At 72.1% G+C, this 25,507-nt stretch carries 16 protein-coding genes; 4 read left to right on the forward strand and 12 right to left on the reverse strand.

The genetic code is table 11. The annotated features are described in order from the left end of the window. Nucleotides 1-14: 14 nt before the first annotated feature. Nucleotides 15-743, forward strand: a complete 729-nt coding sequence (locus AB0946_RS02215) for a hypothetical protein (protein WP_366758733.1) — start codon at nt 15-17, stop codon at nt 741-743. A gap of 90 nt (nt 744-833) precedes the next feature. Here the strand turns inward: AB0946_RS02215 and galE are convergent, their stop codons facing one another. Then, nucleotides 834-1,805, reverse strand: coding sequence for a UDP-glucose 4-epimerase GalE (gene galE, locus AB0946_RS02220; RefSeq protein ID WP_366758734.1), 972 nt, complete (start codon nt 1,803-1,805; stop codon nt 834-836). A 332-nt stretch (nt 1,806-2,137) separates the two neighbouring features. Between galE and AB0946_RS02225 the strand changes: the two genes are divergently transcribed. Both AB0946_RS02225 and AB0946_RS02230 read left to right on the forward strand, forming a co-directional pair. Next, the gene (locus AB0946_RS02225; RefSeq protein ID WP_366758735.1) at nt 2,138-4,369 is read left to right on the forward strand and encodes a bifunctional glycosyltransferase family 2 protein/CDP-glycerol:glycerophosphate glycerophosphotransferase; all 2,232 of its coding nucleotides are present in this window, start codon (nt 2,138-2,140) and stop codon (nt 4,367-4,369) included. A 24-nt stretch (nt 4,370-4,393) separates the two neighbouring features. After that, a complete protein-coding gene (locus tag AB0946_RS02230; protein WP_366758736.1) occupies nt 4,394-7,957 on the forward strand; it encodes a CDP-glycerol glycerophosphotransferase family protein in 3,564 nt (1,187 codons plus the stop codon). Between the two features lie 80 nt (nt 7,958-8,037). Here the strand turns inward: AB0946_RS02230 and AB0946_RS02235 are convergent, their stop codons facing one another. From AB0946_RS02235 to AB0946_RS02275, 9 genes are all read right to left on the reverse strand, one after another. After that, nucleotides 8,038-9,129, reverse strand: coding sequence for a glycosyltransferase (locus AB0946_RS02235; RefSeq protein ID WP_366758737.1), 1,092 nt, complete (start codon nt 9,127-9,129; stop codon nt 8,038-8,040). A gap of 226 nt (nt 9,130-9,355) precedes the next feature. Further along, on the reverse strand, nt 9,356-10,801 hold the full coding sequence (obgE, locus tag AB0946_RS02240; protein ID WP_366758738.1) for a GTPase ObgE: 1,446 nt from the start codon (nt 10,799-10,801) through the stop codon (nt 9,356-9,358). Nucleotides 10,802-10,919: 118 nt separating this feature from the next. Next, entirely contained in the window at nt 10,920-11,174 is a 255-nt protein-coding gene (gene rpmA / locus AB0946_RS02245) for a 50S ribosomal protein L27 (protein WP_014672692.1), read from the reverse strand. Between the two features lie 14 nt (nt 11,175-11,188). Next, nucleotides 11,189-11,509 (reverse strand): 50S ribosomal protein L21, encoded by a 321-nt coding sequence (rplU, locus tag AB0946_RS02250; RefSeq protein ID WP_030653874.1) that lies wholly within the window; start codon nt 11,507-11,509, stop codon nt 11,189-11,191. A 189-nt stretch (nt 11,510-11,698) separates the two neighbouring features. Then, entirely contained in the window at nt 11,699-12,760 is a 1,062-nt protein-coding gene (locus AB0946_RS02255; RefSeq protein ID WP_171156398.1) for an iron-containing alcohol dehydrogenase family protein, read from the reverse strand. After that, nucleotides 12,748-13,500 (reverse strand): phosphocholine cytidylyltransferase family protein, encoded by a 753-nt coding sequence (locus AB0946_RS02260; RefSeq protein ID WP_366758739.1) that lies wholly within the window; start codon nt 13,498-13,500, stop codon nt 12,748-12,750. The genes AB0946_RS02255 and AB0946_RS02260 overlap by 13 nt, the downstream gene beginning before the upstream one ends. A gap of 146 nt (nt 13,501-13,646) precedes the next feature. Beyond that, nucleotides 13,647-18,173, reverse strand: a complete 4,527-nt coding sequence (locus AB0946_RS02265; protein ID WP_366758740.1) for an Rne/Rng family ribonuclease — start codon at nt 18,171-18,173, stop codon at nt 13,647-13,649. Nucleotides 18,174-18,435: 262 nt separating this feature from the next. Further along, nucleotides 18,436-19,206: a TIGR03936 family radical SAM-associated protein gene (locus AB0946_RS02270; protein ID WP_366758741.1), complete on the reverse strand. Its 771-nt coding sequence runs from the start codon at nt 19,204-19,206 to the stop codon at nt 18,436-18,438. Nucleotides 19,207-19,252: 46 nt separating this feature from the next. Continuing rightward, a complete protein-coding gene (locus AB0946_RS02275) occupies nt 19,253-20,365 on the reverse strand; it encodes a hypothetical protein (RefSeq protein ID WP_366758742.1) in 1,113 nt (370 codons plus the stop codon). A 1,206-nt stretch (nt 20,366-21,571) separates the two neighbouring features. Between AB0946_RS02275 and AB0946_RS02280 the strand changes: the two genes are divergently transcribed. After that, the gene (locus AB0946_RS02280; RefSeq protein WP_366758744.1) at nt 21,572-21,817 is read left to right on the forward strand and encodes a hypothetical protein; all 246 of its coding nucleotides are present in this window, start codon (nt 21,572-21,574) and stop codon (nt 21,815-21,817) included. Between the two features lie 126 nt (nt 21,818-21,943). Here AB0946_RS02280 and AB0946_RS02285 read toward each other — a convergent pair whose 3' ends face one another. Together AB0946_RS02285 and AB0946_RS02290 are read right to left on the reverse strand one after the other, a co-directional pair. Further along, nucleotides 21,944-23,905, reverse strand: a complete 1,962-nt coding sequence (locus tag AB0946_RS02285; RefSeq protein WP_366758745.1) for a TIGR03960 family B12-binding radical SAM protein — start codon at nt 23,903-23,905, stop codon at nt 21,944-21,946. A gap of 39 nt (nt 23,906-23,944) precedes the next feature. Next, nucleotides 23,945-25,477 carry a CYTH and CHAD domain-containing protein gene (locus tag AB0946_RS02290; protein ID WP_366758746.1) on the reverse strand — a complete coding sequence of 511 codons (1,533 nt, stop codon included), beginning with the start codon at nt 25,475-25,477 and terminating at the stop codon, nt 23,945-23,947. Nucleotides 25,478-25,507: the final 30 nt, after the last annotated feature.

A 25,507-nucleotide genomic window follows, 5' to 3' on the forward strand; every position in this document is an offset into this window, starting at 1 on the left:
CGACCATGGACCCCATGCGGAGAAGAGGTTCGGCACGGGCAGGGTTGAGCGCGGTCATCGGTGGGCTGCTGGTGATGTCGGCGGCGGCGTGCGGCGGTTCGGACCACGGCAGTGCCGCGCCGCGGGACAAGTCCGACGACACCCAGCCGCGGAAGACGGCCCTCAAGCGCGTCCCCGGCATCGGCGACCGGCTGTGGCGGCAGGTGCCGGCCGGCTCCCGCCAGGTGGTCGCGGTGTACGGCGCGGGGAAGAACTCCCCCGACTCCACCGTCGCCCTCTTCACCAAGCACGGCGCCGTCTGGAAGCAGGAACGCTCCTGGGCGGCGCACAACGGGCGGAAGGGCTGGACGACGGACCATCACGAGGGCGATCTGCGCAGCCCGGTGGGAGTGTTCACGCTCAGCGACGCGGGCGGCGTCCTCGCCGCCCCGGGGACCAGGCTGCCGTACACCCGGTCCGCGGCCTTCCAGGCGCCCCGCTACTGGAAGAAGGCGTACTGGCACGACTTCGACTACGTCATAGCCATCGACTACAACCGGGTCAGAGGGACCGCGCCCAACGACCCGACCCGGCCGCAGGGCCAGTCGAAGGGCGGCAGCATCTGGCTGCACATGGACCACGGCAGCGGCACGTCGGCGTGTGTGAGCCAGTCCGAGTCGGCGATGCGCTACCTGCTGCGCACCCTCGATCCCCGGCTGCACCCCGTCGTGGTGATGGGCGACAAGGCCGACCTGAAGGCCTGACAGGGGCTCAGGGACGCGAGCTCTGGGCGAGCGGGGGAGCCGGGCCGCGGGTCTGCGCCCGGCCTCACCCCCGGCCGCTCGGACTCAGGCTCAGGCGTGCCGGTGACGCCACCCCAGCCACGCGGACTCGATCATGTCGTCCAGGCCGAGACGGGCCGTCCAGCCCAGTTCCGCCCGGATGCGGTCCGCCGACGCGACCACCCTCGCCGGGTCCCCGGGCCGGCGATCGGTGACCTCGGGCGCCAGCCGCTCGTTGCCGGTCACCTTCAGGATGCGGTCCACCATCTCCCGGACCGAGCTGCCCTCGCCCCGGCCGATGTTGAGGACGAGCGAGGTTCCCTCCGGGGCGTCGCGCAGACGCGCCGCGGCCGCCTGGTGGGCGGAGGCGATGTCCTGGACGTGGATGTAGTCACGTACGCAGGTGCCGTCCGGCGTGGCGTAGTCGTCGCCGAAGATCCGCGGCGCCTCGCCGGCCTCCAGCCGCTCGAACACCATGGGGATGAGGTTGAAGACGCCCGCGTCGGACAGCTCCGGGGCGGCGGCACCGGCCACGTTGAAGTAGCGCAGGGACACGGCGCGGATCCCGTGGGCCCTGGCCGCGGCGGCGATCAGCCACTCGCCGACCAGCTTGGTCTCGCCGTAGGGGCTCATGGGGACGCAGGGGGTGTCCTCGGTGACGAGGTCGACGTCCGGCATGCCGTAGACGGCGGCGGAGGAGGAGAAGACGACCCGGCCGACGCCGGTGGCCGTCATCGCCTCCAGCAGGGTCTGCAGTCCGGTGACGTTCTCGCGGTAGTAGTGGAGGGGCCGCTCCACCGACTCCCCCACCTGCTTCTTGGCCGCGATGTGCACCACACCGGTCACGGCGTGGTCACGGATCGTCCGTTCCAGGAGCTCCTGGTCCAGCACGCTGCCCACGACCAGCGGGACATCGCCGGGCACCCGGTCGGCACTGCCGGTCGACAGGTCGTCGTAGACGACCACGTGCTCGCCGTTCTCCGTCATGGCGCGCACCACATGCGCACCGATGTACCCGGCGCCGCCCGTGACCAGCCAGCTCATTCCCGTGCCTCCTCGGTCTGTGTCGGTAGGAGAGCAGACTCGTCCATGGGCTACGGAAAATCGAATCGGGTGAATTCGGGCAACTGCGGCGAAAACCCTGTGCGGTGAGGCGGGGTGGAATCGCCCGCGCATCAGGGTGGGACAATGTTCCGAGCAAGTAAAGGTCCGGCCTCCGCGGCTGTTCCGCGCCCCGACCGCCCCGCTACCTTGCTCACGGAAACATCAAGTGAATCCTTTACTCTGATGCGACGGCGCGCTGCGCCGCCGGCGGGCGGAGCGTGCTCTGGCCTCGGCCCACGCTCTCGTGATCAGTCTCGGAACAGGTTGTAAGGATGCCCAGACTCTCTCTCGTCATCCCTGTCTACAAGGTGCAGGGCTACCTCACCGAGTGCCTGGACTCGGTGCTCGGGCAGGACTACACGGACTTCGAGGTCATCGCGGTCGACGACTGCTCACCGGACGGTTCGGGCGCCATTCTCGATGAATACGCGGAGCGGGACGCGCGCATTCACGTGATTCACCTCACGGAGAACGTGGGGCTGGGGCGCGCGCGCAATGCGGGCATGGAGAAGGTTCAGGGTGATTACGTACTTTTCCTGGACAGTGACGACACTCTGACCGACGGCGCGCTGCGGGCGATAGCCGACCGGCTGGAAGCGGCCGGGGACCCCGAGATCCTCGTCTACGACTACGCCCGCAGCTACTGGGACGGCCGGGTCCGCCCCAACCAGCGCGCCGAGCTGCTCCAGCCCGACGGGCCGGAGGCCTTCCCCCTCGCCGAGCGGCCGAAGCTGCTCGACCTGCTGCAGATCGTCTGGAACAAGGCCTACCGCCGGGACTTCGTCCTGCGTCACGAGCTGACCTTCCCGCCGGGCTACTACGAGGACGCCCCCTGGACGTTCTGCTCCATGATCAGTGCCGAGCGCATCGCGGTGCTGAACCGGGTCTGCGTGATGTACCGCCAGCGCCGCGAGGGCGGCAACATCCTGAAGACGGTCAGCCGCAAGCACTTCGACGTCTTCGACCAGTACCGCCGCGTCTTCGACTACCTGGACGCCCACCCCGAGTTCGCGCAGTGGCGCGCACCGCTGTTCCGCAAGATGGCCGACCACTTCCTGACCATCCTGGACCGGCCCGACCGGCTGCCGGCCGACGCGCGGGCGGAGTTCTTCCACCGCGCCTCCGCCGACTACCGCGCCCGGCTCCCCGAGGGCTTCCAGCGTCCGGGCGGCGGCCGCGGCCACAAGTACGCGATGCTGGAGAAGGACGCGTACGCCGCGATGGCCGGTGCCACCGCCGCCGTGAAGCTCCGCAAGGCGGTCAGGACCCGCACCCGTACGGCCGTCAACCGGTCCAAGCGCAGCGCGATGGGCGTCTACTACCAGTCCCAGCTCCGGCTGCCGCTGGACGAGAACCTGGCGCTGTTCTCCGCCTACTGGAGCCGCAGCGTCTCCTGCAACCCCGCCGCCATCGACGCCGAGCTGGCCCGGCTCGCCCCGCACGTCCGCCGGGTCTGGGCGGTCCGGCCGGACGCGGTGGACCGGGTGCCCGAGGGCGTGCGGTACGTCCGGGTCGGTTCCAAGGAGTACTGGGCCGCGCTCGCACGGGCCAAGTACCTGGTCAACAACGTGAACTTCGCCGACAGCGTGGTCAAGCGCGAGGGCCAGATCCACCTCCAGACCCACCACGGCACCCCGCTGAAGACCATGGGCCTGGACCAGCGCAAGTACCCCGCCTCGACGGACATGGACTTCGACAAGCTCCTCGAGCGCTGCGACCGCTGGGACTTCAGCGTCAGCTCCAACCGCTTCTCCACCGCCGTCTGGGAGCGGGTCTACCCGTGCTCCTACGTCTCGCTGGAGACCGGCTACCCCCGCAACGACGTCCTCGTCAACGGCACCTCGGAGGACGTCCGCCGGGCCCGCGCGGCCCTCGGGCTCGCCGACGGCACCCGGGCGTTCCTGTACATGCCCACGCACCGCGAGTACCAGCCCGGCTTCGTGCCGAGCCTCGACCTCGCCCGCCTCGCCGACGAGCTGGGGCCGGACGTGACCCTGCTGGTGCGCGGCCACTACTTCTACGGCGGGTCGGCCCACGTGGCCGAACTGCGCCGCAGCGGGCGGATCGTCGACGTGTCGGCGCACCCCCGGGTGGAGGAGCTGTACCTCGCGGCCGACGCGCTCATCACGGACTACTCCTCCGCGATGTTCGACTACGCCGTCCTGGACCGGCCGATCATCATCTACGCGCCCGACTGGGACATCTACTCCGCCGTGCGCGGCACCTACTTCAACCTGCTCCAGGAGTCGCCGGGCGCGGTGGCCACCTCGCAGGCCGAGCTGATCGACCTGCTCGGATCGGACGAGTACCGCGGGCAGGACGCGGCCGCGCGCCGCGACGCCTTCCGCCGTCGGTTCTGCGAGTTCGACGACGGACGTGCCGCCGAGCGCGTGGTGCGCCGCGTCTTCCTCGGCGAGACGGAGCCGCTGCCCTTCGTGCCGTTCGCAGAGCGTTCCCACGCACCGACCCCCGCCCAGGCGCTCGCAGCCGTCGAGCGGGCCTGACCCCCGAGAAGGAGATCGACAAGCATGGCCCCTCGGCTCAGTGTCATCGTCCCCATGTACGACGTCGAGCACTATCTGCCGGCCTGTCTCGACTCGCTGGCGGCGCAGACGTTCGAGGACTTCGAGGTCCTCATGGTGGACGACGGCTCCCCAGACAACTCGGCGGAGATAGCCGCGTCCTACGCGGAGCGTGACCCGCGGTTCCGGCTGATACGCAAGGAGAACGGAGGGCTGGGGGCCGCCCGCAACACCGGTATCGGCCACATGTCCCCCGAGGCGGAGTTCCTGACGTTCGTCGACAGCGACGACCTCATCCCGCCGGACGCCTACCGCCTGATGGTCGGCAGCCTCGACGAGACCGGTTCCGCCTTCGCCACCGGCAACGTCTTCCACCTCAGGGGCGAGAAGACCTGGCAGGTCCCGCTGATGCGGATGCTCGCGGGCGAGGCACGCCAGCGCACCCACATCTCCGAATACGCCAAGCTGGTCGCCGACCGGATCGCCTGCAACAAGGTGTTCCGCCGGACGTTCTGGGAGAAGCACGGCTTCGCCTTCCCCGAGGCCCGCCTGTACGAGGACATCCCCGTCACCATGCGGGCGCACTACCTCGCCGAGGCCGTCGACGTCATCTCCGAGCCCTGCTACTACTGGCGGCTGCGCGAGGGTGAGTCCGGCCCCTCCATCACGCAGCGCCGCACCGACCCGGGCGCGGTGAGCGATCGCACCACCTCGGTCCTGGAGATCAGCGACTTCCTGGGCAGGCAGTCCGGCGAGACCTTCGCGCGCCTCAAGCGGGAGTACGACGCCCGCGTCCTCACGGACGACCTCCGGCTGTTCCTCAACGTGGTGCCCGACGGTGACGAGGAGTACCGCGAAGAGTTCCTGCGCTCGGCCAACCGCTTCCTTGACCACATCGACCCCAAGGTCGTCATGACGCTGCCGACGCACCTGCGGGTGCAGTGGCTGCTGGTCCGCAAGCACCAGCTCGACGAGCTGATCGCCCTGCTGGCCTCGCAGCGGCGCAAGGAGCCCATCGAGGTCACCGGCCTGGTCCGCAAGTACGCCTCCTTCCCGGCTCTGGCCGACGCCGAGCTGGACGTCCCGCGCAAGGCCCTGCGCATCGATCCGGACCTGCGCATGCGCGCCCCGCTGAAGGACGTCAGCTGGTCCGAGGGCAAACTCGTGCTGGTCGGGCACGCCTGGATCGACAAGATCGATCTTCCGTCGAAACGCTCGTCCGTCAAGGTTCTGCAACTGCGCAAGGACAAGTCCCGCCGGCGCATGGTGCTGCCTGCCCGGAACGTGGAGCGGCCCGAGGCGACCACCGACTCCGGCCAGGAGCGCTACAACTACGACTGGGCCGGCTGGCAAGTAACCATCGACCCGGCGAAGCTGCGCAAGGGCGGTGAGTGGCAGGAGGGCCTGTGGCACGTGGGCCTCGGCCTGTACGCCTCCGGCCTGGTGCGCCGTAGCGCCGTGCAGTCCAGCGGCGGCGCCGCCTGCAACTTCCCGCCGTACCGCTGGCTGGACTCCGACTTCCGGATGCTGCCGTCGGTCGAGCGCGGTGCGCTCAAGCTGCGCATCGAGAAGGTCCGCGCCCTGATCACCGGCTGGACCCTGGAGGGCGACCGGCTGCGCGTGACCGGTGACATCCGCGTCCCGCTGCACGCCGGCGAGCAGGTGGCGCTGCGGGTGAAGAACCAGAAGGGCGCCGAGGTCCACGAGTACCCGGTCGACGTGACCGAGGAGGGCGGCACGCACCGCTTCTCGGTCGAGGTCCCGGTGGCCGACGTGGCGCTGGTCTTCAACGAGGGCGTCGACGCCCTGACCCGGCCCGAGAAGCGCGTCTGGTCCACCGTGCTGGTGGCCACGGACCCCAAGGGCAGCGAACGCCAGTTCAGCACGGTCCTCCAGGAGGGCCTGGCGGACGGGCGGTACGACCTGCCCGCCTCCCTGGGCGAACACGCCGAGCACGGCGAACTGGCCGTGATCGGCGGACACAACGGGTACCTCAAGCTGGCCGGCCGCACCCGGCGGGCCGTGATCGACCGGGTCGCCCTGGAGGACGGCCGGATCGTCATCACCGCGCGCACCGACGCCCGGCTCACCGGTGCCCGGCTGCTGCTCAAGCCCCGCGCCCGGTTCGAGGAGCGCTTCGTGGAGCCGCGCTGGCTCGAGGACGGCCGTTTCGAGGTCGCCTTCGACCCCTCCACCCTCGGCGGCGACGGCAACGTGCCGCTGCGCGCGGGCCGCTGGAACCTCTTCCTGCGCCCGGCCGACGGTGAGGGTCCCGACGTGCCGTTCGTCACCGACCGCCTCGCGGCGGCGCAGTTCCCGCTCCGCGCCGAACTGGGCGGCCGCCGCTACTGGCTGGAGAACCGCTGGGCCGACTTCCCCCAGCTGAACTGCCGTTCGGAGCTGGACGACCTGGAGCGCGGCCCGTACCGCCAGCGGCAGCTGCGCGAGCAGGTGTACGCGCCGCTGCGGCAGCAGCCCCTGAAGGACCAGGTCTTCTACCTCAGCTACAACGGCAAGCAGTTCTCCGACAGCCCGAAGGCGATGTACGAGGAGCTGGTCGCCCGTGGCTCGGGGCTGAAGCACCTGTGGGCCGTGCGCGACGGTCAGGTCCTCCTGCCGGAGGGCGTGGAGCCTGTCCGCATGTGGGGCCGCGAGTGGTTCGAGGCGCTGGCCTCCAGCCGCTACATCGTCACCAACGGCCACCTGCCGTTCTGGATCGAGCGGCGCCCCGGCCAGGTCATCGTGCAGACCTGGCACGGCACGATGCTGAAGAAGATCGGCCACGACATCGACACGCTGCACTTCGACCGCCGGTACCAGGAGAAGCTGGCGCTGGAGGCGAAGCAGTGGAGCCTGGTGGTGTCCTCCAACCGGTTCAGCACGCCGATCCTGAAGCGCGCCTTCTCCTACGACGGGGAGATCCTGGAGGCGGGCTACCCGCGCAACGACTACCTGTACTCGCCGGAGAAGGACGCCATCGCGGAGCGGGTGAAGAAGCGGCTCGGCCTGCCGAAGGGCAAGAAGGTCGTGCTGTACGCGCCGACCTGGCGGGACGACCAGGCGCACAGCCAGGGCCAGTTCCGGTTCGACCTGCGAATCGACATCGAGGACGCGCAGCGGCGGCTGGGTGACGACCACGTCCTGCTGATCCGCCGCCACTCCAACGTGGTGGACCTGGTGCCGGGCGCGGGCAACGGCTTCGTGTGGGACGTGTCCGAGTACCCGGACATCGCCGAGCTGTACCTGGCGGCCGACATCATGATCACGGACTACTCGTCGGTCATGTTCGACTACGCCCACCTGAAGCGGCCGATGCTCTTCTTCACCTACGACCTGGAGCACTACCGGGACACCCTGCGCGGCTTCTACTTCGACTTCGAGCAGGACTCGCCCGGTCCGCTGGTGTTCACCTCGAAGGAGCTGGTCGACGCGCTCCTGGACATCGACGAGGTGTCCGCCGAGTACCAGGACCGCTTCGACCGCTTCCACCACCTGTTCTGCGACCTGGACGACGGCCACGCCTCGAAGCGGGTCGTGGACCGGATGCTGGAGCAGGCCAAGGAGCTCTGAGCGAGCACGGGACAAGGGGCGGGGCCCGGAGGTTCGACCTCCGGGCCCCGCCCTGTGCCGTCCGGGAGGGCGGCGACCGGTCAGCGCCCCCGGCGCAGACGCCGTCCGAGTGCCTTCAGCACACGGGCGGGGGTGTACCGGGCGAGCCGCCGGCTCCGTGCGGACGCCGGCCCGGCGGGAGGCGCGGGCGGCTGCTGCGGCTTCGGCTCCGGCCTGGGGACCAGCGTGGTGAGGGCGGTGAGTTCCTCGACGAGCCCCTGGGAGATCAGCAGGCAGCGCAGCCGGGAGAGCGGCGGCAGCTGGTCCACGAGCGTCTGCGGCATGAAAGCGCGCAGCAGCTCCCCCGCCAGCTTCACGTGCAGGGCGCGGACCTCCTCGGGCAGATCGGCGAAGCGCCCGTCGAAGCGGCCGAGGATCTCCAGGGTGAGCCACCGGTACAGCAGCTTGTCGCGCCGGGCACCGGGCGGGACGTGCGACGTCACGACGGTCAGCACGTCCCGCACGTTCGCGTAGAAGGGGGCCGGGTCCGGGACCTCGTGGGTCAGGTGCGGGAAGTCGTCGCGGCGGACCAGGTAGTAGCAGTCGTAGTCGGACACGACGGAGATCGACCGCGCGTGCAGGTAGGCGGGCACGACGAAGATCTGTTCCTCGGCCAGCCGCAGGCCCTCGGCGAACCGCAGTCCGTGCTCCTCGACCAGCGAGCGGCGGAACAGCTTGTGCGCGGTGAGGGACCAGACGCCCTTGGAGGTGAAGATGTCACCCCCCTCGACGTTCTCCCGGAACGGGGTGACCGGGGCCTTGCGCCCCACGCCCTTGATCTTCCCGAGGACCACGTCGGAGTCGTTGCGCTCGGCGGCGGCGACCAGGCGTTCCAGCGCCTCGGTGCCCAGGTAGTCGTCGGGGTCGGCGAAGAACAGGTACTCGCCCCGGGCCATCCCGACGGCCCGGTTGCGCGGGCCGCCCGGTGCGCCGGAGTTCTCCTGGTGCACCACCCGGACCCGGCCGGGGTGGCGTTCGGCCCAGGTGTCGAGCAGCTCGCCGCCGCCGTCGGTGGAACCGTCGTCCACCGCGATGATCTCGATCTGCTCGAACCCGATCGACTGACCGGCGATGGACTGCAGACACTGCGGCAGATGGTCGACGGCGTTGTAGACGGGAACGATCACGGACACGACAGGACGCTCGGCGGGCGCGGAGCCCATATGTCTTCCCCCCACGGGACACGACGTGCACGCGGCGGGGAGCGCCGGTCAAACGCTCCCCGTCCGCAACGGTCATGTCACCGTAGCGCCCGCCACACTTCGGCTCGGTGTCACCCGTACGACGATCGGCGCGAAGTTGTGTAAAGGTGCTGTAACGAGCCCGCGGCGCCAGGCCCCCGCGCCCGAAGCGGCTCGCCTAGAAGGGCTCGAAGTCGTCGAACTCGCGCTGGGAGTCGTCCCGTTCGGCCTGCCGGTCCCTGCGGCGCTGGGCTGCGGGCCGGGGGGCGTCGAAGCGGTGGTCCTCGCCACGGCGGCCGAGCATCTCCGCGCCGGCCATGGCCGTCGGCTCCCAGTCGAAGATGACCGCGTTCTCCTCCGGACCGATGGCGACGCCGTCACCCGCGCGGGCACCCGCCTTCATCAACTTCTCCTCGACGCCGAGGCGGTTGAGCCGGTCGGCGAGATAGCCGACGGCCTCGTCGTTGTTGAAGTCGGTCTGCCGGACCCAGCGCTCGGGCTTCTCGCCGCGCACCCGGAACAGCGGCTCACCGTCGATCTCCTCACGGGTGACGGTGAAGCCCGCGTCGTCCACGGCCTTGGGCCGGATGACGATCCGGGTCGCCTCCTCCTTCGGCTTGGCGGCACGCGCGCCCGCCACCAGCTCGCCGAGGGCGAAGGTCAGCTCCCGCAGCCCGATGTGCGCCACCGCCGACACCTCGAAGACGCGGTAGCCGCGGGCCTCCAGGTCGGGGCGGACCATCTCGGCGAGGTCCTTGCCGTCCGGCACGTCCACCTTGTTCAGGACGACGATGCGGGGCCGGTCGCCCAGGCCGCCGTACTGCCGCAGCTCCTCCTCGATGACGTCGAGGTCGGAGGCGGGGTCGCGGTCGGACTCCAGGGTCGCGGTGTCCAGCACGTGCACCAGCACGCTGCATCGCTCCACGTGCCGCAGGAACTCCAGGCCGAGGCCCCGGCCCTGGCTCGCGCCGGGGATGAGACCGGGCACGTCGGCGATGGTGTACACGGTGGAACCGGCGGTCACCACGCCCAGGTTCGGGACCAGCGTGGTGAACGGGTAGTCGGCGATCTTCGGCTTGGCCGCGCTCAGCACGGAGATGAGCGAGGACTTGCCGGCGCTCGGATAGCCGACGAGGGCCACGTCCGCGACGGTCTTCAGCTCCAGGACGACGTCCTGGACGTCACCGGGCTCGCCGAGCAGCGCGAAGCCGGGCGCCTTGCGGCGGGCGGAGGCCAGCGCCGCGTTGCCGAGGCCGCCCCGGCCGCCCTGCGCGGCGATGTACGAGGTGCCGTGGCCGACCAGGTCGGCGAGCACGTTGCCCGCCTTGTCCAGGACGACCGTGCCGTCCGGCACGGGCAGGACCAGGTCCTGGCCGTCCTTGCCGGAGCGGTTGCCGCCCTCGCCGGGCTTGCCGTTGGTGGCCTTGCGGTGCGGGGAGTGGTGGTAGTCGAGCAGCGTCGTGACCGACTGGTCGACCGTCAGGATGACGTCACCGCCCCGGCCGCCGTTGCCCCCGTCGGGGCCGCCGAGCGGCTTGAACTTCTCACGGTGGACGGAGGCACAGCCGTGGCCTCCGTTACCCGCGGCGACGTGCAGTTCGACGCGGTCCACGAAGGTGGTCATGGTTCAGTGCCTCCAGAAGGAACGTCCGGGTATGTCTTGTGGGTAACACGCGAAAGGCGGACCCGCCTTCCCGACCGGGAAGTGAGGTCCGCCTCGCGAAAGCTTCCGATCAGCCGACTCAGGCGACCGGAACGATGTTCACGACCTTGCGGCCACGGTGGGTGCCGAACTGCACCGAACCGGCCTGCAGGGCGAACAGCGTGTCGTCGCCGCCGCGACCGACACCGGCGCCCGGGTGGAAGTGGGTGCCGCGCTGGCGGACCAGGATCTCACCCGCGCTCACGACCTGACCGCCGAAGCGCTTCACGCCGAGCCGCTGGGCGTTGGAGTCGCGACCGTTCCGGGTGGACGATGCGCCCTTCTTGTGTGCCATTTCTCCTCAGTCCCTTACTTCGCAGCCGCGGGGATCGACGTGACCTTGATCGCCGTGTACTGCTGGCGGTGGCCCTGCCGACGACGGTAGCCGGTCTTGTTCTTGTAGCGCAGAATGTCGATCTTCTGGCCCTTGTGGTGGTCCACGACCTCGGCCTGGACCTTGATGCCGGCCAGCACCCACGGGTCGCTGGTCACGGAGTCGCCGTCGACAACGAGCAGGGTCGAGAGCTCGACCGTGTCGCCAACCTTGGCAGTGGAAATCTTGTCAACCTCAACGATGTCGCCGACAGCAACCTTGTGCTGGCGACCACCGCTGCGCACGATGGCGTACACGCGGATCTCACTTTCGCTCGAAGAAACGGCACCCCCGCAGGCCAGTCGCCCGGGAAGACCACGGACGACCTCTCCCGGCCCAACCATGTGTCCGGGAGGAAGAGGTTTACGGGGATGTGGCGTGTTCAGTGGACACGCCGACGGTCAAGGTTACGGGCCCGGACCGTAGGGGTCAAACCGGGCCCCGGCTCAGCCGGCGACCTCGGCCACGTAGCCGGCGTACGCCTTCCTGATGCCCTCAGCGGACAGCTCCAGGTGCTCCAGGACCGTGTAACGGCCGGGACGGGTCTGCGGCGCGTACTCCACCGCGCGGACGAACTCGTCGTCGTCGAACCCGATCTCCTCCGCCACCACGGGCAGCCCGTGCCGGCGCAGCGTGCCGGCCATCAGCAGGGCGCGCTCGGTGTCGCCCCGCAGGTGCATGGCGAAGGCGGCACCCAGCCCCACCTGCTCGCCGTGGCTCGCCGCCCGCTTGGGGTAGAGCAGGTCGAGCGCGTGGCTGATCTCGTGGCAGGCGCCGGAGGACGGGCGGGTGTGCCCGGCGATCGACATGGCGATGCCCGACAGCACCAGCCCCTCGGACAGCACGGTCAGGAACTCGTCCTCGCCGCATCCGCCCGGGTGCCGCAGCACGGCCTCGCCCGCCTGGCGTGCCATGGCGGCGGCCAGGCCGTCGATCTTCTCCCCGTTGACGCGGTTGGCCAGCTCCCAGTCCGCGACCGCGGAGATGTTGGACAGGGCGTCACCGATGCCGGACCGCACGAACCGCATCGGCGCCTCGCGGATCACGTCCAGATCGATGAGGAGGGCGATGGGCGTCGGAACCCCGTAGGAGCCACGGCCGGCGTCGTTGTCCAGGATGGAGACGGGCGAGCAGATCCCGTCGTGGGAGAGGTTGGTGGCGACGGCGACCATGGGCAGGCCGACGCGCGCCGCGGAGTACTTCGCGCAGTCGATGACCTTGCCGCCGCCGAGACCGACCACCGCGTCGTAGTGACCCGACTTCATCTCGTCGGCGAGCCGGACCGCGTCGTCCAGGGTGCCGCCGCCCACCTCGTACCAGACCGCGCCGGGCAGCGAGGGGGCGAGGCGCTCGCGCAGCCGGGCCCCGGAGCCGCCGCTGACGGCGACGGCGAGCCGCCCGGAGTGCGAGATCCGCTGGTCGGCGAGGACACTCGCCAGGTCGTCCAGGGCACCCGCGCGGATGTCGACGACGACCGGCGAGGGAATCAGCCGGGTCAGTACTGGCACGCGATCACCCGTCCGCGCGCGAGGTCGTCGTGGTTGTCGATCTCGACCCAGCTCACGTCGCCGATCGGCGCCACGTCGACCTTGAAGCCGCGGTCGACCAGCTCCTGGTAACCGTCCTCGTAGTACAGCTGGGGGTCACGCTCGAAGGTCGTCTTCAGCGCGTCGGCCAGCTCCTGCGCCGCCTCGCCCTCGATCAGGGTGACGCCGATGTACTCACCGGTCGCCTCCGCCGGGTCCATCAGCTTGGTGATCCTGCGGACACCCTTCTCGGGGTCCACGACGACCTTCATCTCCTCGTCGGCCAGGCTCTTCACCGTGTCCAGGGCGAGGATGATCCGCTTGCCGTCACCGCGCGCGGCGAGGAGGGTCTTCTCGACGGACACCGGGTGCACGGTGTCGCCGTTGGCGAGGATCACGCCGTCCTTCAGCGCGTCACGGCCGCACCACAGGGAGTAGGCGTTGTTCCACTCCTCGGCCTTGTCGTTGTCGATGAGCGTGAGCTTCAGGCCGTACTTCTGCTCCAGGGCCGCCTTGCGCTCGTACACGGCCTCCTTGCGGTAGCCGACGATGACCGCGACCTCGGTCAGCCCGACCTCGGCGAAGTTCCCCAGGGTCAGGTCCAGGACCGTCAGCGACTCCTCCGCGCCCTCGGGACCCACCGGCACCAGAGCCTTGGGCAGGGTGTCGGTGTAGGGGCGCAGACGGCGCCCGGCGCCGGCCGCCAGAACGAGGCCTATCATCGCGGTTTCTCTCCTTTGTTTCAGCTGTGCCGAGGCACTGTACGTCTTGACTCGGCTCCGGCGCCCTGAGGAGAACTCGCTCCAAGGCCCCGACAAGGGGTGTGGTCCTGCCCGCAGGGGCAGGACCACACCCGGTGGGACGGGACTCAGTCCTCGTCCGCGGCGGTGGAGACCGTGGCGGTCTTCTTCGCCGTCGACTTCGCGGCGGCCGTCTTGGCGGTCTTCGCCGCCTTCTTGGCCGTCGTCTTCTTGGCGGCCGTCTTCTTGGCCGCGGTCTTCTTGGCGGCCGTCTTCTTCGCCGTGGCCTTCTTGGCCGCCGTCTTACGGGCGGTCTTCTTGGCCGGTGCGGCCTCCTCGGCGGCCGTCTCCCCGGTGACCGGAGCCTCGGCCGCCGGGGCCTCGGCCGCGGTGGCCTCCTCCGCCGTGGCCGACGGGACGACCACGACGGCCGCCTCCTCGGGCGCGGTCGGCGCGGTGGCCTTGCGCACCGCGCGACGGCGCGGGCGGGCCGGTGCGGCGGCGCTCACGGCCTCCGCCGGCTGCCCCTCGGGGGCCTCGGCCGGGGTCACGGCGTCCGCGGCGGGCCGCTCCGCCGGTTCCTCGGCCACGGGCGCCGTCTCCGGCACCGTCACGACGGCCGCCTCGGCGCCCTCGGGCGAGCCGGCCGGGGCCGACACCTTCCGGGTCGCCCGACGGCGCGTACGGCCCTTGGGTGCGGCCTCCTCGGCGGCCGGGACCTCGGCCTGCGGCGCCGGGACCACCTGGTCCTCGACGGCCGTCGGCTCGGCCAGCGCCTCGGCGGCCGGCTCCGGCCGCACCGGGCGCGCCGCCGCCTCCTCGGCGGTGACGTCCTGGGCGGTCGGCGCCTCGGCCTCAGCGGGCTCCGCGGCGGCCTTGCCCGCCCTCGGCGCGCGCTCGGCCCGGGGCGCCTTCTCCGCCTTCGGCGCACCCGCCGGAGCCGACACCCGGCGGCTCGCCCGGCGCCGCGTACGGCCACGGGTGGCCGCCGCCTCCGCCTCGGCGACGCTGCTGTACAGCTCCTCGTCCGGCGCGAACTCGGGCGCGGGCAGGGCCACCGGCTCGGCGGCCTCGGCGGCCACCTCCACGGCGGTCTCCACCTCGGGCTCGACGGCCTCGCCGGTCTCCACGGCCACGGCGGCGGTCTCGTGCACGTGCTCGTGCGCGGGCTCCGGCGCCTCGGCGCCCCGGCCGCGCTTCTTGCGCTTGCCGCCGCCACCGTTCGCGGTCGCCTGGTCCAGGTGGACGATGACACCGCGCCCGTTGCAGTGGACACAGGTCTCGGAGAACGACTCCAGCAGCCCCTGGCCCACCCGCTTGCGGGTCATCTGGACGAGACCCAGCGAGGTCACCTCCGCGACCTGGTGCTTCGTACGGTCGCGGCCCAGGCACTCCAGCAGGCGGCGCAGCACCAGGTCCCGGTTGGACTCCAGCACCATGTCGATGAAGTCGATCACGATGATGCCGCCGAGGTCGCGCAGCCGCAGCTGGCGCACGATCTCCTCGGCCGCCTCCAGGTTGTTCCTGGTGACCGTCTCCTCCAGGTTGCCGCCCTGGCCGGTGAACTTGCCGGTGTTGACGTCGATGACGACCATCGCCTCGGTCCGGTCGATCACCAGCGAACCGCCGCTGGGCAGCCAGACCTTGCGGTCCAGCGCCTTGGCGAGCTGCTCGTCGATCCGGTAGGTGGCGAAGACGTCGACCTCGGAGGTCCACTTCGACAGCCGGCCGGCCAGGTCCGGGGCGACGTGCGAGACGTACCCGTGGATCGTCTGCCAGGCCTCGTCACCGCTGACGATGACCTTGGAGAAGTCCTCGTTGAAGATGTCGCGCACGACCCGGACGGTCATGTCCGGCTCGCCGTACAGCAGCGTCGGAGCGCTGCCGCCGTTCTTGGCCTTCTTCTGGATCTCCTCCCACTGCGCCTGGAGCCGCTCGACGTCGCGGCGCAGCTCGTCCTCGCTCGCGCCCTCGGCGGCGGTGCGCACGATGACGCCCGCGTCCTCGGGGACGATCTTCTTGAGGATGGTCTTCAGCCGGGCCCGCTCGGTGTCGGGCAGCTTGCGGCTGATGCCGGTCATCGAGCCCTCGGGCACGTACACGAGGTAGCGCCCGGGGAGGGAGACCTGGCTGGTGAGCCGCGCGCCCTTGTGCCCGATCGGGTCCTTCGTGACCTGCACGAGGACGGACTGGCCGGACTTGAGCGCCGCCTCGATCCGGCGCGGCCCGCCCGCCATGCCGAGCGCCTCGAAGTTCACCTCACCGGCGTACAGGACCGCGTTGCGCCCCTTGCCGATGTCGATGAAGGCGGCCTCCATCGACGGCAGCACGTTCTGGACCTTGCCCAGGTAGACGTTGCCGACGTACGAGGTCGACTGCTCCTTGTTGACGTAGTGCTCGACGAGCACGCCGTCCTCCAGGACGCCGATCTGCGTGCGCTCGCCGTGCTGACGGACGACCATCACGCGCTCGACGGCCTCGCGGCGGGCCAGGAACTCGGCCTCGGTGATGATCGGGACGCGTCGGCGCCCCTGCTCACGGCCTTCCCGGCGGCGCTGCTTCTTGGCCTCCAGACGGGTCGAGCCCTTGATGGACTGCACCTCGTCGGACGGCTCGCTGGGCTTGCGCGGCTCGCGGACCTTGACGACGGTGCGCTCCGGGTCGTCGTCGGACGGCTCGGCGTCCACGGAGGTGTCACCGGCCCGGCGGCGCCGGCGACGGCGACGGCGGGTGCTGGAGCTGGAGCCGCCCGACTCCTCGCCGCGCGCCTCGTCGGCGTCCTCTTCCTCCTGCTCGGCGGTGTCCTCGGCGTCCTGCGCGGCCTGCTCGGCGGCCAGTTCCTCCGCGTCGGCGTCCACGCCCTCGCCGGAGTCGCCGTCGCCCGCGTCACCGCGCCGGCGACGGCGTCCGCCGCGGCGGCGGCGACGGCGCGAGCCGGACTCCTCGAAGCCCTCGGCGCCCTCGGTATCGTCGCCGTCCTCGCCCTCGGCGAAGTCGTCGGCGGCCTCCGGGGCCTCGTCGGCCTCCTCGGGCTCCTCCTCGGCGGCGGCCTCGGCCGGCCCGCTCTCCTCGGCGGCGGCGCCACGGCGGCGCCGGCGACGGCGGCCACCGCTCTCGACGCGCTCCTCCGTGTACTCCTCGGTCTCGGCGGCCTCGACGGCCTCGTCGACCTCGACGGTCTCGGCGGCCGCCTCGGCGGCGGCCCGCTCCGGCGTCTGGAACTGGGGCTCGGTGAACACGGGCGCCTGGAAGACGGCGACGGCCGGGCGGGCGGGCCGGCGCGGGGCACCGTCCTCCTCCTGCTCGGCGGTCCGCGGGACGGCGGGCCGCGCGGGCTCGGCGAACCCGGACGCGGCACGGACGACCCGGCGCCGGGTCCGGCGCGGGGCCCCGGTCTCGGCCTCGGCGGCCGGTTCGGGGGCCTGCGGCGCCTGGACGGGCTGGGTGGCCGCGGCCGGCTCGGTGGTGTGCGTGGTCGCGGGGACCTCGGGGGTGTGGGTGGCCACGGCGGGCTCCGCCTCGGCGGCTTCGCCGGTGGCGGGGGCGGCGTCGGGCGCGGACACCCGGCGCGTGGCACGACGACGCGTACGGCGCGGAGCGGCTTCCTCCGCGGCAGCGGCCTCCGGCGCCTCCTCGGCGGCCTCCGGCTCGGCGGCGGGGGTCTCCTCGGCCTTCACGGCCTCCGCGGCTTCCTCGGCGCCGGGCGTGGTGTCGGGCGCGGACACCCGGCGCGTGGCACGACGACGCGTACGGCGCGGAGCGGCCTCCTCGACGGCGGCGGCCTCCGGCTCGGCGGCCGGGGTCTCCGCCGGCGTCTCCGGCTGCGACACGGCCTCCGGCTGCGTCACCGGGGCGGTGGCCGGGGCCTCCTCGGCGCCCTTCGGGGCACCGGCGGGCGCGGACGCCCTGCGGGTGGCCCGGCGACGCGGACGCGCGGGAGCGGGCTCGGCGGGGGCGGCGGCCTCGGCAGCGGGCTGCTGCGGGGTCTCTGCCTCGGCGGCCGGGACCACGGTCTCGGCGGCCTCGGCGGACGACGGCGAACCGGCGGGCGCGGACGCCCTGCGGGCCACCCGCCGGCGCGGACGCGCCGGAGCGGCCTCCTCGGCCGGCGCGGTCTCGGCGGCAGCGGCCTCCGTCACGGGGGCCTCGGCGGTCGCGGCGGGCTCGGCGGCATCGGCGGTCGGCGTCGACGCGCTGCGCGTGGCCCGGCGCCGGGTGCGGCGCGGGGCGGCCTCCTCACCGACGACGACCTCGCCGGCCTCGGGAACGGCGGCGGTCTTCTCCGGCTCGGCCGGTACGACCGTCTCGGCGGCCTCGGCGGACGCCGGCGAGCCCGTGGGCGCGGACGCCCTGCGGGTGGCCCGGCGACGCGGACGCGCCGGAGCGGCCTCCTCGACGGCGGCGGCCGCTTCGGTCTCCTCCGCCTCGGCGGCCTCACCGGTCCCGGTGGCCCCGCTGACGTCCTCGGTCACCTCGGTGACCTCGTCGGCCTCCGCGGGCGGTGTGGCCGGAACGGTGACCTCCACGGGCGCCTCCGCGGTCGCGGCGGGCGGACCCGCCGGCCGGGAGGCGGCACGGCGACGCCTGCGCGGCGGCAGGGTGTCGCTCGGAGTGTTCAGTTCGGAACCCTCGGTGGGTTCGGTCGGTTCGAGCATGCGGGCGTTTCTCCCGTCAGGCTCCCGGGCGCCGCACCTGGTCCGGCGCCGGTCCCTGGGGACCGTCCGCCGTTGACGTCCGCGGCCCGCGCGATGCGCGATGGCCGCCGTCCGGGGCGCGGGCGCCGCACGGGAGCACTCTGTGTCCTGTCTCGCCGGTTCCGTACGCCTTGTCGGTACGGCCTGGCGAAAGTCTTCTGGTCGGTGCGCTGCCCGACCCAGGTGGCTCCCGAGTACGAGGGCGGCGCTACGACGTCCGTCCCTACGCGGGACCTTCCGGCGCCGTCGCGGCGGCGGCCGGCTGGGCCGTCAGGGCCCCGGCAGCCTCGCGGTCGGGCGCGAGCGGGTCGGTCACCGTGCCGGTCTCTTCATCGAACAGCCCCTGCGCCAGCCTGGTCACCGCTGCGGGGACCGGCGGCGCCAGATCGGCCACGGCGCGGAGACCGGACAGGACGTCGTCGGGTCGTACGGCAGGCGTCACGTGCCGAACAACCAGCCGCAGTATCGCACAGGGCTGGTCGGTCGGCCTATCACCCGTCGCACCGTGCGCCTCCAGGCTCACCACGGCCGGGCGGGCGTCGAAGGTGCGGACGCCGTTCTTGGTCAGCCGCTGCACCTCGACGGCGTCGGCCTTGGTGAAGGCCTCCACCGCCCGTCCGGCGTCGGCCGGGTCGACTCCGTCCAGCCGCAGCTCCCACACGGAGGCCGTCAGCCGGTCGGCGAGGCCCGGGGTCCGCGCCTCGACCGCGTCGACGACGTCGAGCCCGGCGGGCAGCGACTCGTCGAGGAGGACGCGCAGGGTCTCGGGATCGCGCGCTTCGGTGAGCGCGATCTCCAGGTACTCCGCCTCGCTGCCCGTGCCGGTGGGTGCGGCATTGGCGTACGACACCTTCGGGTGCGGCGTGAACCCGGCCGAGTACGCCATGGGCACCTCGGCGCGGCGCAGCGCACGCTCGAAGGCGCGCTGGAAGTCTCGGTGGCTGGTGAACCTCAGGCGGCCGCGCTTGGTGTAGCGCAGTCGGATGCGCTGCACCGCGGGTGCGGGCGGCGGGCCTTCGGGCTGTCGCTTGCCCAGTGTCCTAGTCCTTCGTGAGAGCGGTCGTACTCCTACCAAGAGTACGTGTGTCGCGGGCGGTGGGTTCCCGCCGGTCGACCGCGGCCGGCTGCCGCGGCTCGCCGAACAGCATCCGGCGGAAGTCCGCGCGGGCCTGCCGCACGGTGTCCCGGGCCGTGGCCAGCGCCTCCCGCGACACCCGTCCCACCGCGCGCAGGCCCTCGGCCAGGGGCCGCAGGACGGCGTCCCGCAGGACGTGCCCGACGGGGGTGAGGACGGTCCGGTACGCCCAGCGCACCGGCTCCACGAAGATCCACCGGAAGAGGGTCCCCAGCGCGCGCCCGACGGCCAGGGAGATCCGCCCGGCGACCCGCCACGCGTGCCCGAGCGCCTCCCCCACCTCGCGCGCGACGACCGCGAGGAACCGGCCGGCCGGGGCGAGGACCCACCGCCACAGCGCGAACGCGGGCAGCACGAACAGGACGCGGCAGGTCCAGTACAGGGCCAGGCCCGCACCGGTGGCGACCAGTCCCAGCAGCCACCCGGCTCCCCGCGCGCACCAGGCGACGGCCCGGCCGACGGGGGCCAGGACCCAGGTGTACAGCCACCGCGCGGGGACGACGAGCAGGTACCGCAGCAGCCCGGCGACGGCCGTGTACGCCCCGGCGCCGAGGGCGGCCAGTACCGCGCCGGTCCCCTTCAGCAGCCGGGCCAGCGCGTGCCCGGCCGGGGTGAGCACGCGCGCGTACAGCCACGCGAGCCCGGCTCCGGCCCCGCCCGCAACCCAGGCGAGGGCGTGGCCGAGAGGCGTGAGGAGGCACCGGTAGGACCACACGGCCGGCACCACCAGCAGGACGGTGCCGAGCCAGGCGAGGGCCCTGCCGACGGGCGTCAGGACGTACCGCCACAGGCCCACGAACGGCCACACGAACACGGCCCGGCCGGCCCACGCCAGGATCCGCCCGAGCGGCCTGAGCACGCTGTCCCGCAGCAGCCGCCCGATGACGACGAGCGCGTCCCACACCATCCGCACCGGCACGACCAGCACCAGGACGACGATCCGCACCGGAAGGCGGACGGCGACGACGAGGCACCCTTCGGGCTGGTGGCGCGGGGGCGGTGGCTTCTGCAGGTCCATACAGGGGTAGACGCGCGGACCGCGCGTTCGGATCCGGTCACGTCACGCGTGCCGCGCAGGACTTTGGACAGCGTTGCGTGAACTGCACGGCCCGGCCCCGGCCAACAGGGCGATGGGGACCACCCAGTTGAACCAGTCGTCCTGGGCCCCTCGTCGCCGTCTGCTGAGCCCTGGGAGACCTCCCGCCGGTTCGTGCGGCCACCCCTCGTTCATCCCATCGTGCCGCCGCCTCACCGGCGACGCAGCAGGGGCCGTAGGGTGTTCCTGGCGCCCCGCGCGAACTTCGCGCGGGTGAATCAGTCGGCACAGGCCAGCGTACGGCAGAAGCAGGCCCGGCACGGCCGGCCGCCCTTCGCGGAGCGTGCCGGGCCGGCTTCTGCACGGGAAGGTTCTGGGCCGATTCAGCCGTCGTCGTGGGGTTTTCGTCGGTGCCGGCGAGGCGGATGGCGGTGACCGGCCGCCAGGAGCCGTAGGGGAACCTGGCGTCCCACGCGGCAACGAACACGTCGGCCGCCGACGAGTTCACTTCCGCGAACAGATTGGGCTGTCTCACGATGCCGAGCCGGTACCCGGGCGGCGAGGTCCCGTACGGCCGTCCGGACCTGTCCGACCAGGTTGCCGCTGAAGAGGAGGGCGGTCTCGGTCCGCCGCGCACTCCTGCCCGAGCCGGTCTTCACGCCCATGACCTTCAGCTCCCGGACGTCCTCGGCGTGAGCGGCCGACGAGAGGGCGGGTGGCTCGCTGGGCCGGAACCGCCGCGGGGAGACGGGCAGGAGGGGGCGAAGCCAGGGCTGGAACGCGGGCGGGGTGGGCGGGCCGCCGGACCCGCGGCGCCGGGGATGCGGTGAACGGAACGTCCGCCCCGCTTCCGGGAGTTCGACGACGCGGGCCGCGGCGTGCTCATGGGCCGCGGTGACGGCGGCCGCCGCGGAGTCGGGGGCGCGGCCCGGGGTGGGAGCATCGCGCGGCCGAACGCCGGCGTGCGTCCGCTCATGGACCGTCCGGCCTCCTTGCCGTACCTGCGATGGTGCGGGCCGAGGAAGGCAACCAGTCCCGCACAGAGGTCGGTTGGGGGTGTGCTGTGGACCGCTGTCCGCCCACGCCGCCGTGGCCCCCTAAAGCGCGTCCCGATCCGGCCCGGGGGTGGCTCACCCGCTCGGATGCGCTCGGCGCGCACCTGGTCGCGGGGGTGTGCATGGTGAGTCCATGAACACAACACCTCACTCCAAGAAGGCCGTTTCCCGTATGCCGCGAGTATTCGCGGTGAGCGCCGCCGTGGGCATCATCTGTGCGGCGGGGGTGGCGACCGCCACGTCCGCCGTGGCCGCGACGCCCGCTGCGCACGTCGCCACGAAGGCCGCTCCAGCCCTCGGCCATGGCGGCGGCGGTGGCGGCGGCGACGAGTTCCAGTGCGGCAACGGCCTCCTGCCCATCCTCAACTTCTGCAACTGACGAACGGGCGGCAGTAGTTCCTGCTCGTCGACCACACAACTGCATAACTGCGCATGTCAACTCCACCCGGTGCAGGGCGGACAGGAACAGGGACGAAACCCTCTTCCCGTCCGCCCTGCCCTCACGTCAGTGCGAGTGACCACTCGCGGCCGGCGTCGGGCCCGCGTTCTTGACCGTCAGAGGCAGCAGCTTCTTGCCGGTCGGGCCGATTTGAATGGCCGTGTCCATCTGCGGGCAGACACCGCAGTCGAAGCACGGGGTCCAGCGGCAGTCGTCGACCTCCGTCTCGTCGAGGGCGTCCTGCCAGTCCTCCCAGAGCCAGTCCTTGTCCAGGCCGGAGTCGAGGTGGTCCCAGGGCAGGACCTCCTCGTAGGTGCGCTCGCGGGTGGTGTACCAGTCGACGTCCACGCCGTAGGGGGCGAGGGCCTTCTCGGCGCACCGCATCCAGCGGTCGTAGGAGAAGTGCTCGCGCCAGCCGTCGAAGCGGCCTCCGTCGTCGTACACCGCGCGGATGACCGCGCCGATGCGGCGGTCGCCGCGGGAGAGCAGGCCCTCCACGATGCCGGGCTTGCCGTCGTGGTAGCGGAAGCCGATGGAGCGGCCGTACTTCTTGTCGCCGCGGATCTTGTCGCGGAGCTTCGCGAGGCGCTCGTCCGTCTCCTCGGCGGACAGCTGCGGGGCCCACTGGAAGGGGGTGTGGGGCTTCGGGACGAATCCGCCGATCGACACCGTGCACCGGATGTCGTTCGAGCCGGAGACCTCGCGGCCCTTCTGGATGACGCGGGTCGCCATGTCGGCGATCTGGAGGACGTCGTCGTCGGTCTCCGTCGGCAGGCCGCACATGAAGTACAGCTTCACCTGGCGCCAGCCGTTGCCGTAGGCCGTGGCGACCGTGCGGATCAGGTCCTCTTCCGAGACCATCTTGTTGATGACCTTGCGGATGCGCTCGGAGCCGCCCTCCGGGGCGAAGGTCAGACCCGAGCGGCGGCCGTTGCGGGTCAGCTCGTTCGCCAGGTCGATGTTGAAGGCGTCGACGCGGGTGGAGGGGAGGGACAGGCCGATCTTGTCGTCCTCGTAGCGGTCGGCGAGGCCCTTGGCGATGTCGCCGATCTCCGAGTGGTCCGCGCTCGACAGCGACAGCAGGCCGACCTCCTCGAAGCCGGTCGCCTTCAGGCCCTTGTCGACCATCTCGCCGATGCCCGTGATGGAGCGCTCTCGCACCGGGCGGGTGATCATGCCCGCCTGGCAGAAGCGGCAGCCGCGGGTGCAGCCGCGGAAGATCTCCACCGACATGCGCTCGTGGACCGTCTCGGCGAGGGGGACGAGGGGCTGCTTGGGGTAGGGCCACTCGTCCAGGTCCATGACCGTGTGCTTGGACACGCGCCACGGGACGCCCGACTTGTTCGGGACCACGCGGGCGATACGGCCGTCGGGGAGGTACTCGACGTCGTAGAACGCCGGTACGTAGACCCCGCCGGTCTTCGCGAGACGGAAGAGGACCTCCTCGCGGCCACCGGGGCGGCCCTCGGCCTTCCACTCACGGACGATCCGGGTCATGTCCAGCACGGCCTGCTCGCCGTCGCCGATGACCGCCGCGTCGATGAAGTCGGCGATCGGCTCCGGGTTGAAGGCCGCGTGACCGCCGGCCAGGACGATCGGGTCGTCGACCGTGCGGTGCCTGGACTCCAGCGGGATGCCGGCCAGGTCCAGCGCGGTGAGCATGTTGGTGTAGCCCAGCTCCGTGGAGAAGCTGAGGCCGAACACGTCGAAGGCCTTCACCGGGCGGTGGCTGTCCACCGTGAACTGCGGGACGCCGTGCTCCCGCATCAGCTCCTCCAGGTCCGGCCACACGCTGTAGGTGCGCTCGGCGAGGACGCCCTCCTGCTCGTTGAGGACCTCGTAGAGGATCATGACGCCCTGGTTGGGCAGACCGACCTCGTAGGCGTCCGGGTACATGAGCGCCCAGCGGACATCGCACTCGTCCCACGGCTTGACCGTGGAATTGAGCTCTCCGCCGACGTACTGGATCGGCTTCTGCACGTGCGGGAGCAGAGCTTCGAGCTGCGGGAAAACCGACTCGACAGGCATCTCGCGACCTTCATGAGCTGACAGGGGGGACCATCAAGCCTAACCCGCCCGGCGGCCTCCCCCGAACGCCCTCCGGGCCGCCTTCGACCCGTTCTCCTTCCAGCGCCGGGGCAGCTCCGCCTCCGTCGCCGCCGCCCGTGCCTCCTCCCTGCCGTACAGCACCCCGTAGGTGAACGTGCTCTCCCCCGCCGCGTGGGCCACCGCCGCGAGCTCGCGGAGGGTGCGGCGGGCCATGACGCTGTCCTGGTGGTCGCCCAGGAGGGTGGTCAGGGACTTCATGGCCCCGGTGAGGGCGCGGGCGGGGGTGCCGAGCGCTTCGGTGGCGGCCTCGGCGGCGTAGCGGGTGCGCTTGGCCTTCTTGCGCGCCTCGTGCAGGGCGAGGTCGCGGTCCTGCCCCGGCGGCAGCGCCAGCGCGTGCTCCATGACGTCCGTCAGCTTCTTCACGTCCTTGCGTACGGCCTTGGCGAGGGCCTTGTCCGGCTTCTTGCCGGCGGCCCCGCGCAGCGGCGGGTCCGCGAGGAGGGCGTCCAGGGCGTCGAGCAGGGCCAGGTGGCGGCGGGAGTCCAGCACGCCGGTGAGGTGGGCGTGGGCGCCGCTGTGCCGGGCCCGGGACCAGGCGGCCAGCCGCTCGGGCACGGGGCCGGTGACCAGGGCGGGCGGGAGAGCGTCGAGGGCGGTGGTCAGACGGTCGGCCAGCACCTCCTGGTCGCGGTCGACGCCCAGCTCGCCGGCGAGCCATTTCAGCTCGGCGCCGAGGGGGTCGGTGACCGTGCGGTCCAGGAGGGCGCCGAAGGTGCGCAGGGTGCTGCGGGCGCGGCGGGTGGCGACCCGCATGCGGTGCACGGCGTCGGGGAGGTCACGGCGGACGGCGGGGTCCAGCTCGACCAGGGCGTCCCGCTGGGCGCGGAGGTAGGCGAGGACGTGATCGCCGGCGGTCACCGGAGGAGGGGGGCCGGCCTCCTTCCGGCGCTTGCCAGGGGCCGTCTGTTCCAGGGCGCGGGCCAGTTTCGACGGCGACCGGGACGGACGCACGCCCGCCTTGCGCAGCCGCTTCTCCATCTGGTCGAGGAGGGCCGGGTCGCCGCCGTCGGCCAGTTCCACCTCGATCTCGGTCCACTGGACGACCCCGCCCCCGCCGCTCAGCCGCTCGGCGGTCACGGCGTCGACGCTGGCCTCGGCCAGCAGCGCGCCCTGGGCGTCGAGCAGGTGCCGGACGTCGCGGGCGGAACGCAGCCGGACCAGTGGGACGAGCTCGCTGTCCCGGACGCGGGAGCGGACGAGGGCCGCGATCTCCTCGGGGACGGTGTCGGAGAGCGGGGCCTGGATCTCGTCGCGGACTCCGGGGGCGACCGGGAACTTCAGGTGCCAGCCGGCGTCCGCGCCGCCGGTGCGGCGGCGCAGGGTGAGGGCGGCGGCGGCCAGACGTTCGTCGACGGTGTCGTAGTACGTGGCGTCGAGTTCCATCAGGCCCTTGTCCAGGACGGCCGCCACCGGGCCGGCGCCGGTCAGGTCGGGCAGCCCGCTGTCGTCGGACTCGTACTTGCGCTCGATCTCGCGTTTCGCATCCGCCATGCACCGAATCTAGTGTCCGGAACGCCGGTA

The organism is Streptomyces sp. NPDC046870, assembly GCF_040704595.1.
GTDB lineage: Bacteria > Actinomycetota > Actinomycetes > Streptomycetales > Streptomycetaceae > Streptomyces > Streptomyces argyrophylli.

Coding starts and splice junctions, on each gene's coding strand:
- AB0946_RS02215 (WP_366758733.1), top strand. CDS start 15: ATGCGGAGAAGAGGTTCGGCACGGGCAGGGTTGAGCGCGGTCATCGGT.
- galE (WP_366758734.1), bottom strand. CDS start 1,805: ATGAGCTGGCTGGTCACGGGCGGCGCCGGGTACATCGGTGCGCATGTG.
- AB0946_RS02225 (WP_366758735.1), top strand. CDS start 2,138: ATGCCCAGACTCTCTCTCGTCATCCCTGTCTACAAGGTGCAGGGCTAC.
- AB0946_RS02230 (WP_366758736.1), top strand. CDS start 4,394: ATGGCCCCTCGGCTCAGTGTCATCGTCCCCATGTACGACGTCGAGCAC.
- obgE (WP_366758738.1), bottom strand. CDS start 10,801: ATGACCACCTTCGTGGACCGCGTCGAACTGCACGTCGCCGCGGGTAAC.
- rpmA (WP_014672692.1), bottom strand. CDS start 11,174: ATGGCACACAAGAAGGGCGCATCGTCCACCCGGAACGGTCGCGACTCC.
- AB0946_RS02260 (WP_366758739.1), bottom strand. CDS start 13,500: ATGATAGGCCTCGTTCTGGCGGCCGGCGCCGGGCGCCGTCTGCGCCCC.
- AB0946_RS02265 (WP_366758740.1), bottom strand. CDS start 18,173: ATGCTCGAACCGACCGAACCCACCGAGGGTTCCGAACTGAACACTCCG.
- AB0946_RS02275 (WP_366758742.1), bottom strand. CDS start 20,365: ATGGACCTGCAGAAGCCACCGCCCCCGCGCCACCAGCCCGAAGGGTGC.
- AB0946_RS02280 (WP_366758744.1), top strand. CDS start 21,572: ATGAACACAACACCTCACTCCAAGAAGGCCGTTTCCCGTATGCCGCGA.
- AB0946_RS02285 (WP_366758745.1), bottom strand. CDS start 23,905: ATGCCTGTCGAGTCGGTTTTCCCGCAGCTCGAAGCTCTGCTCCCGCAC.
- AB0946_RS02290 (WP_366758746.1), bottom strand. CDS start 25,477: ATGGCGGATGCGAAACGCGAGATCGAGCGCAAGTACGAGTCCGACGAC.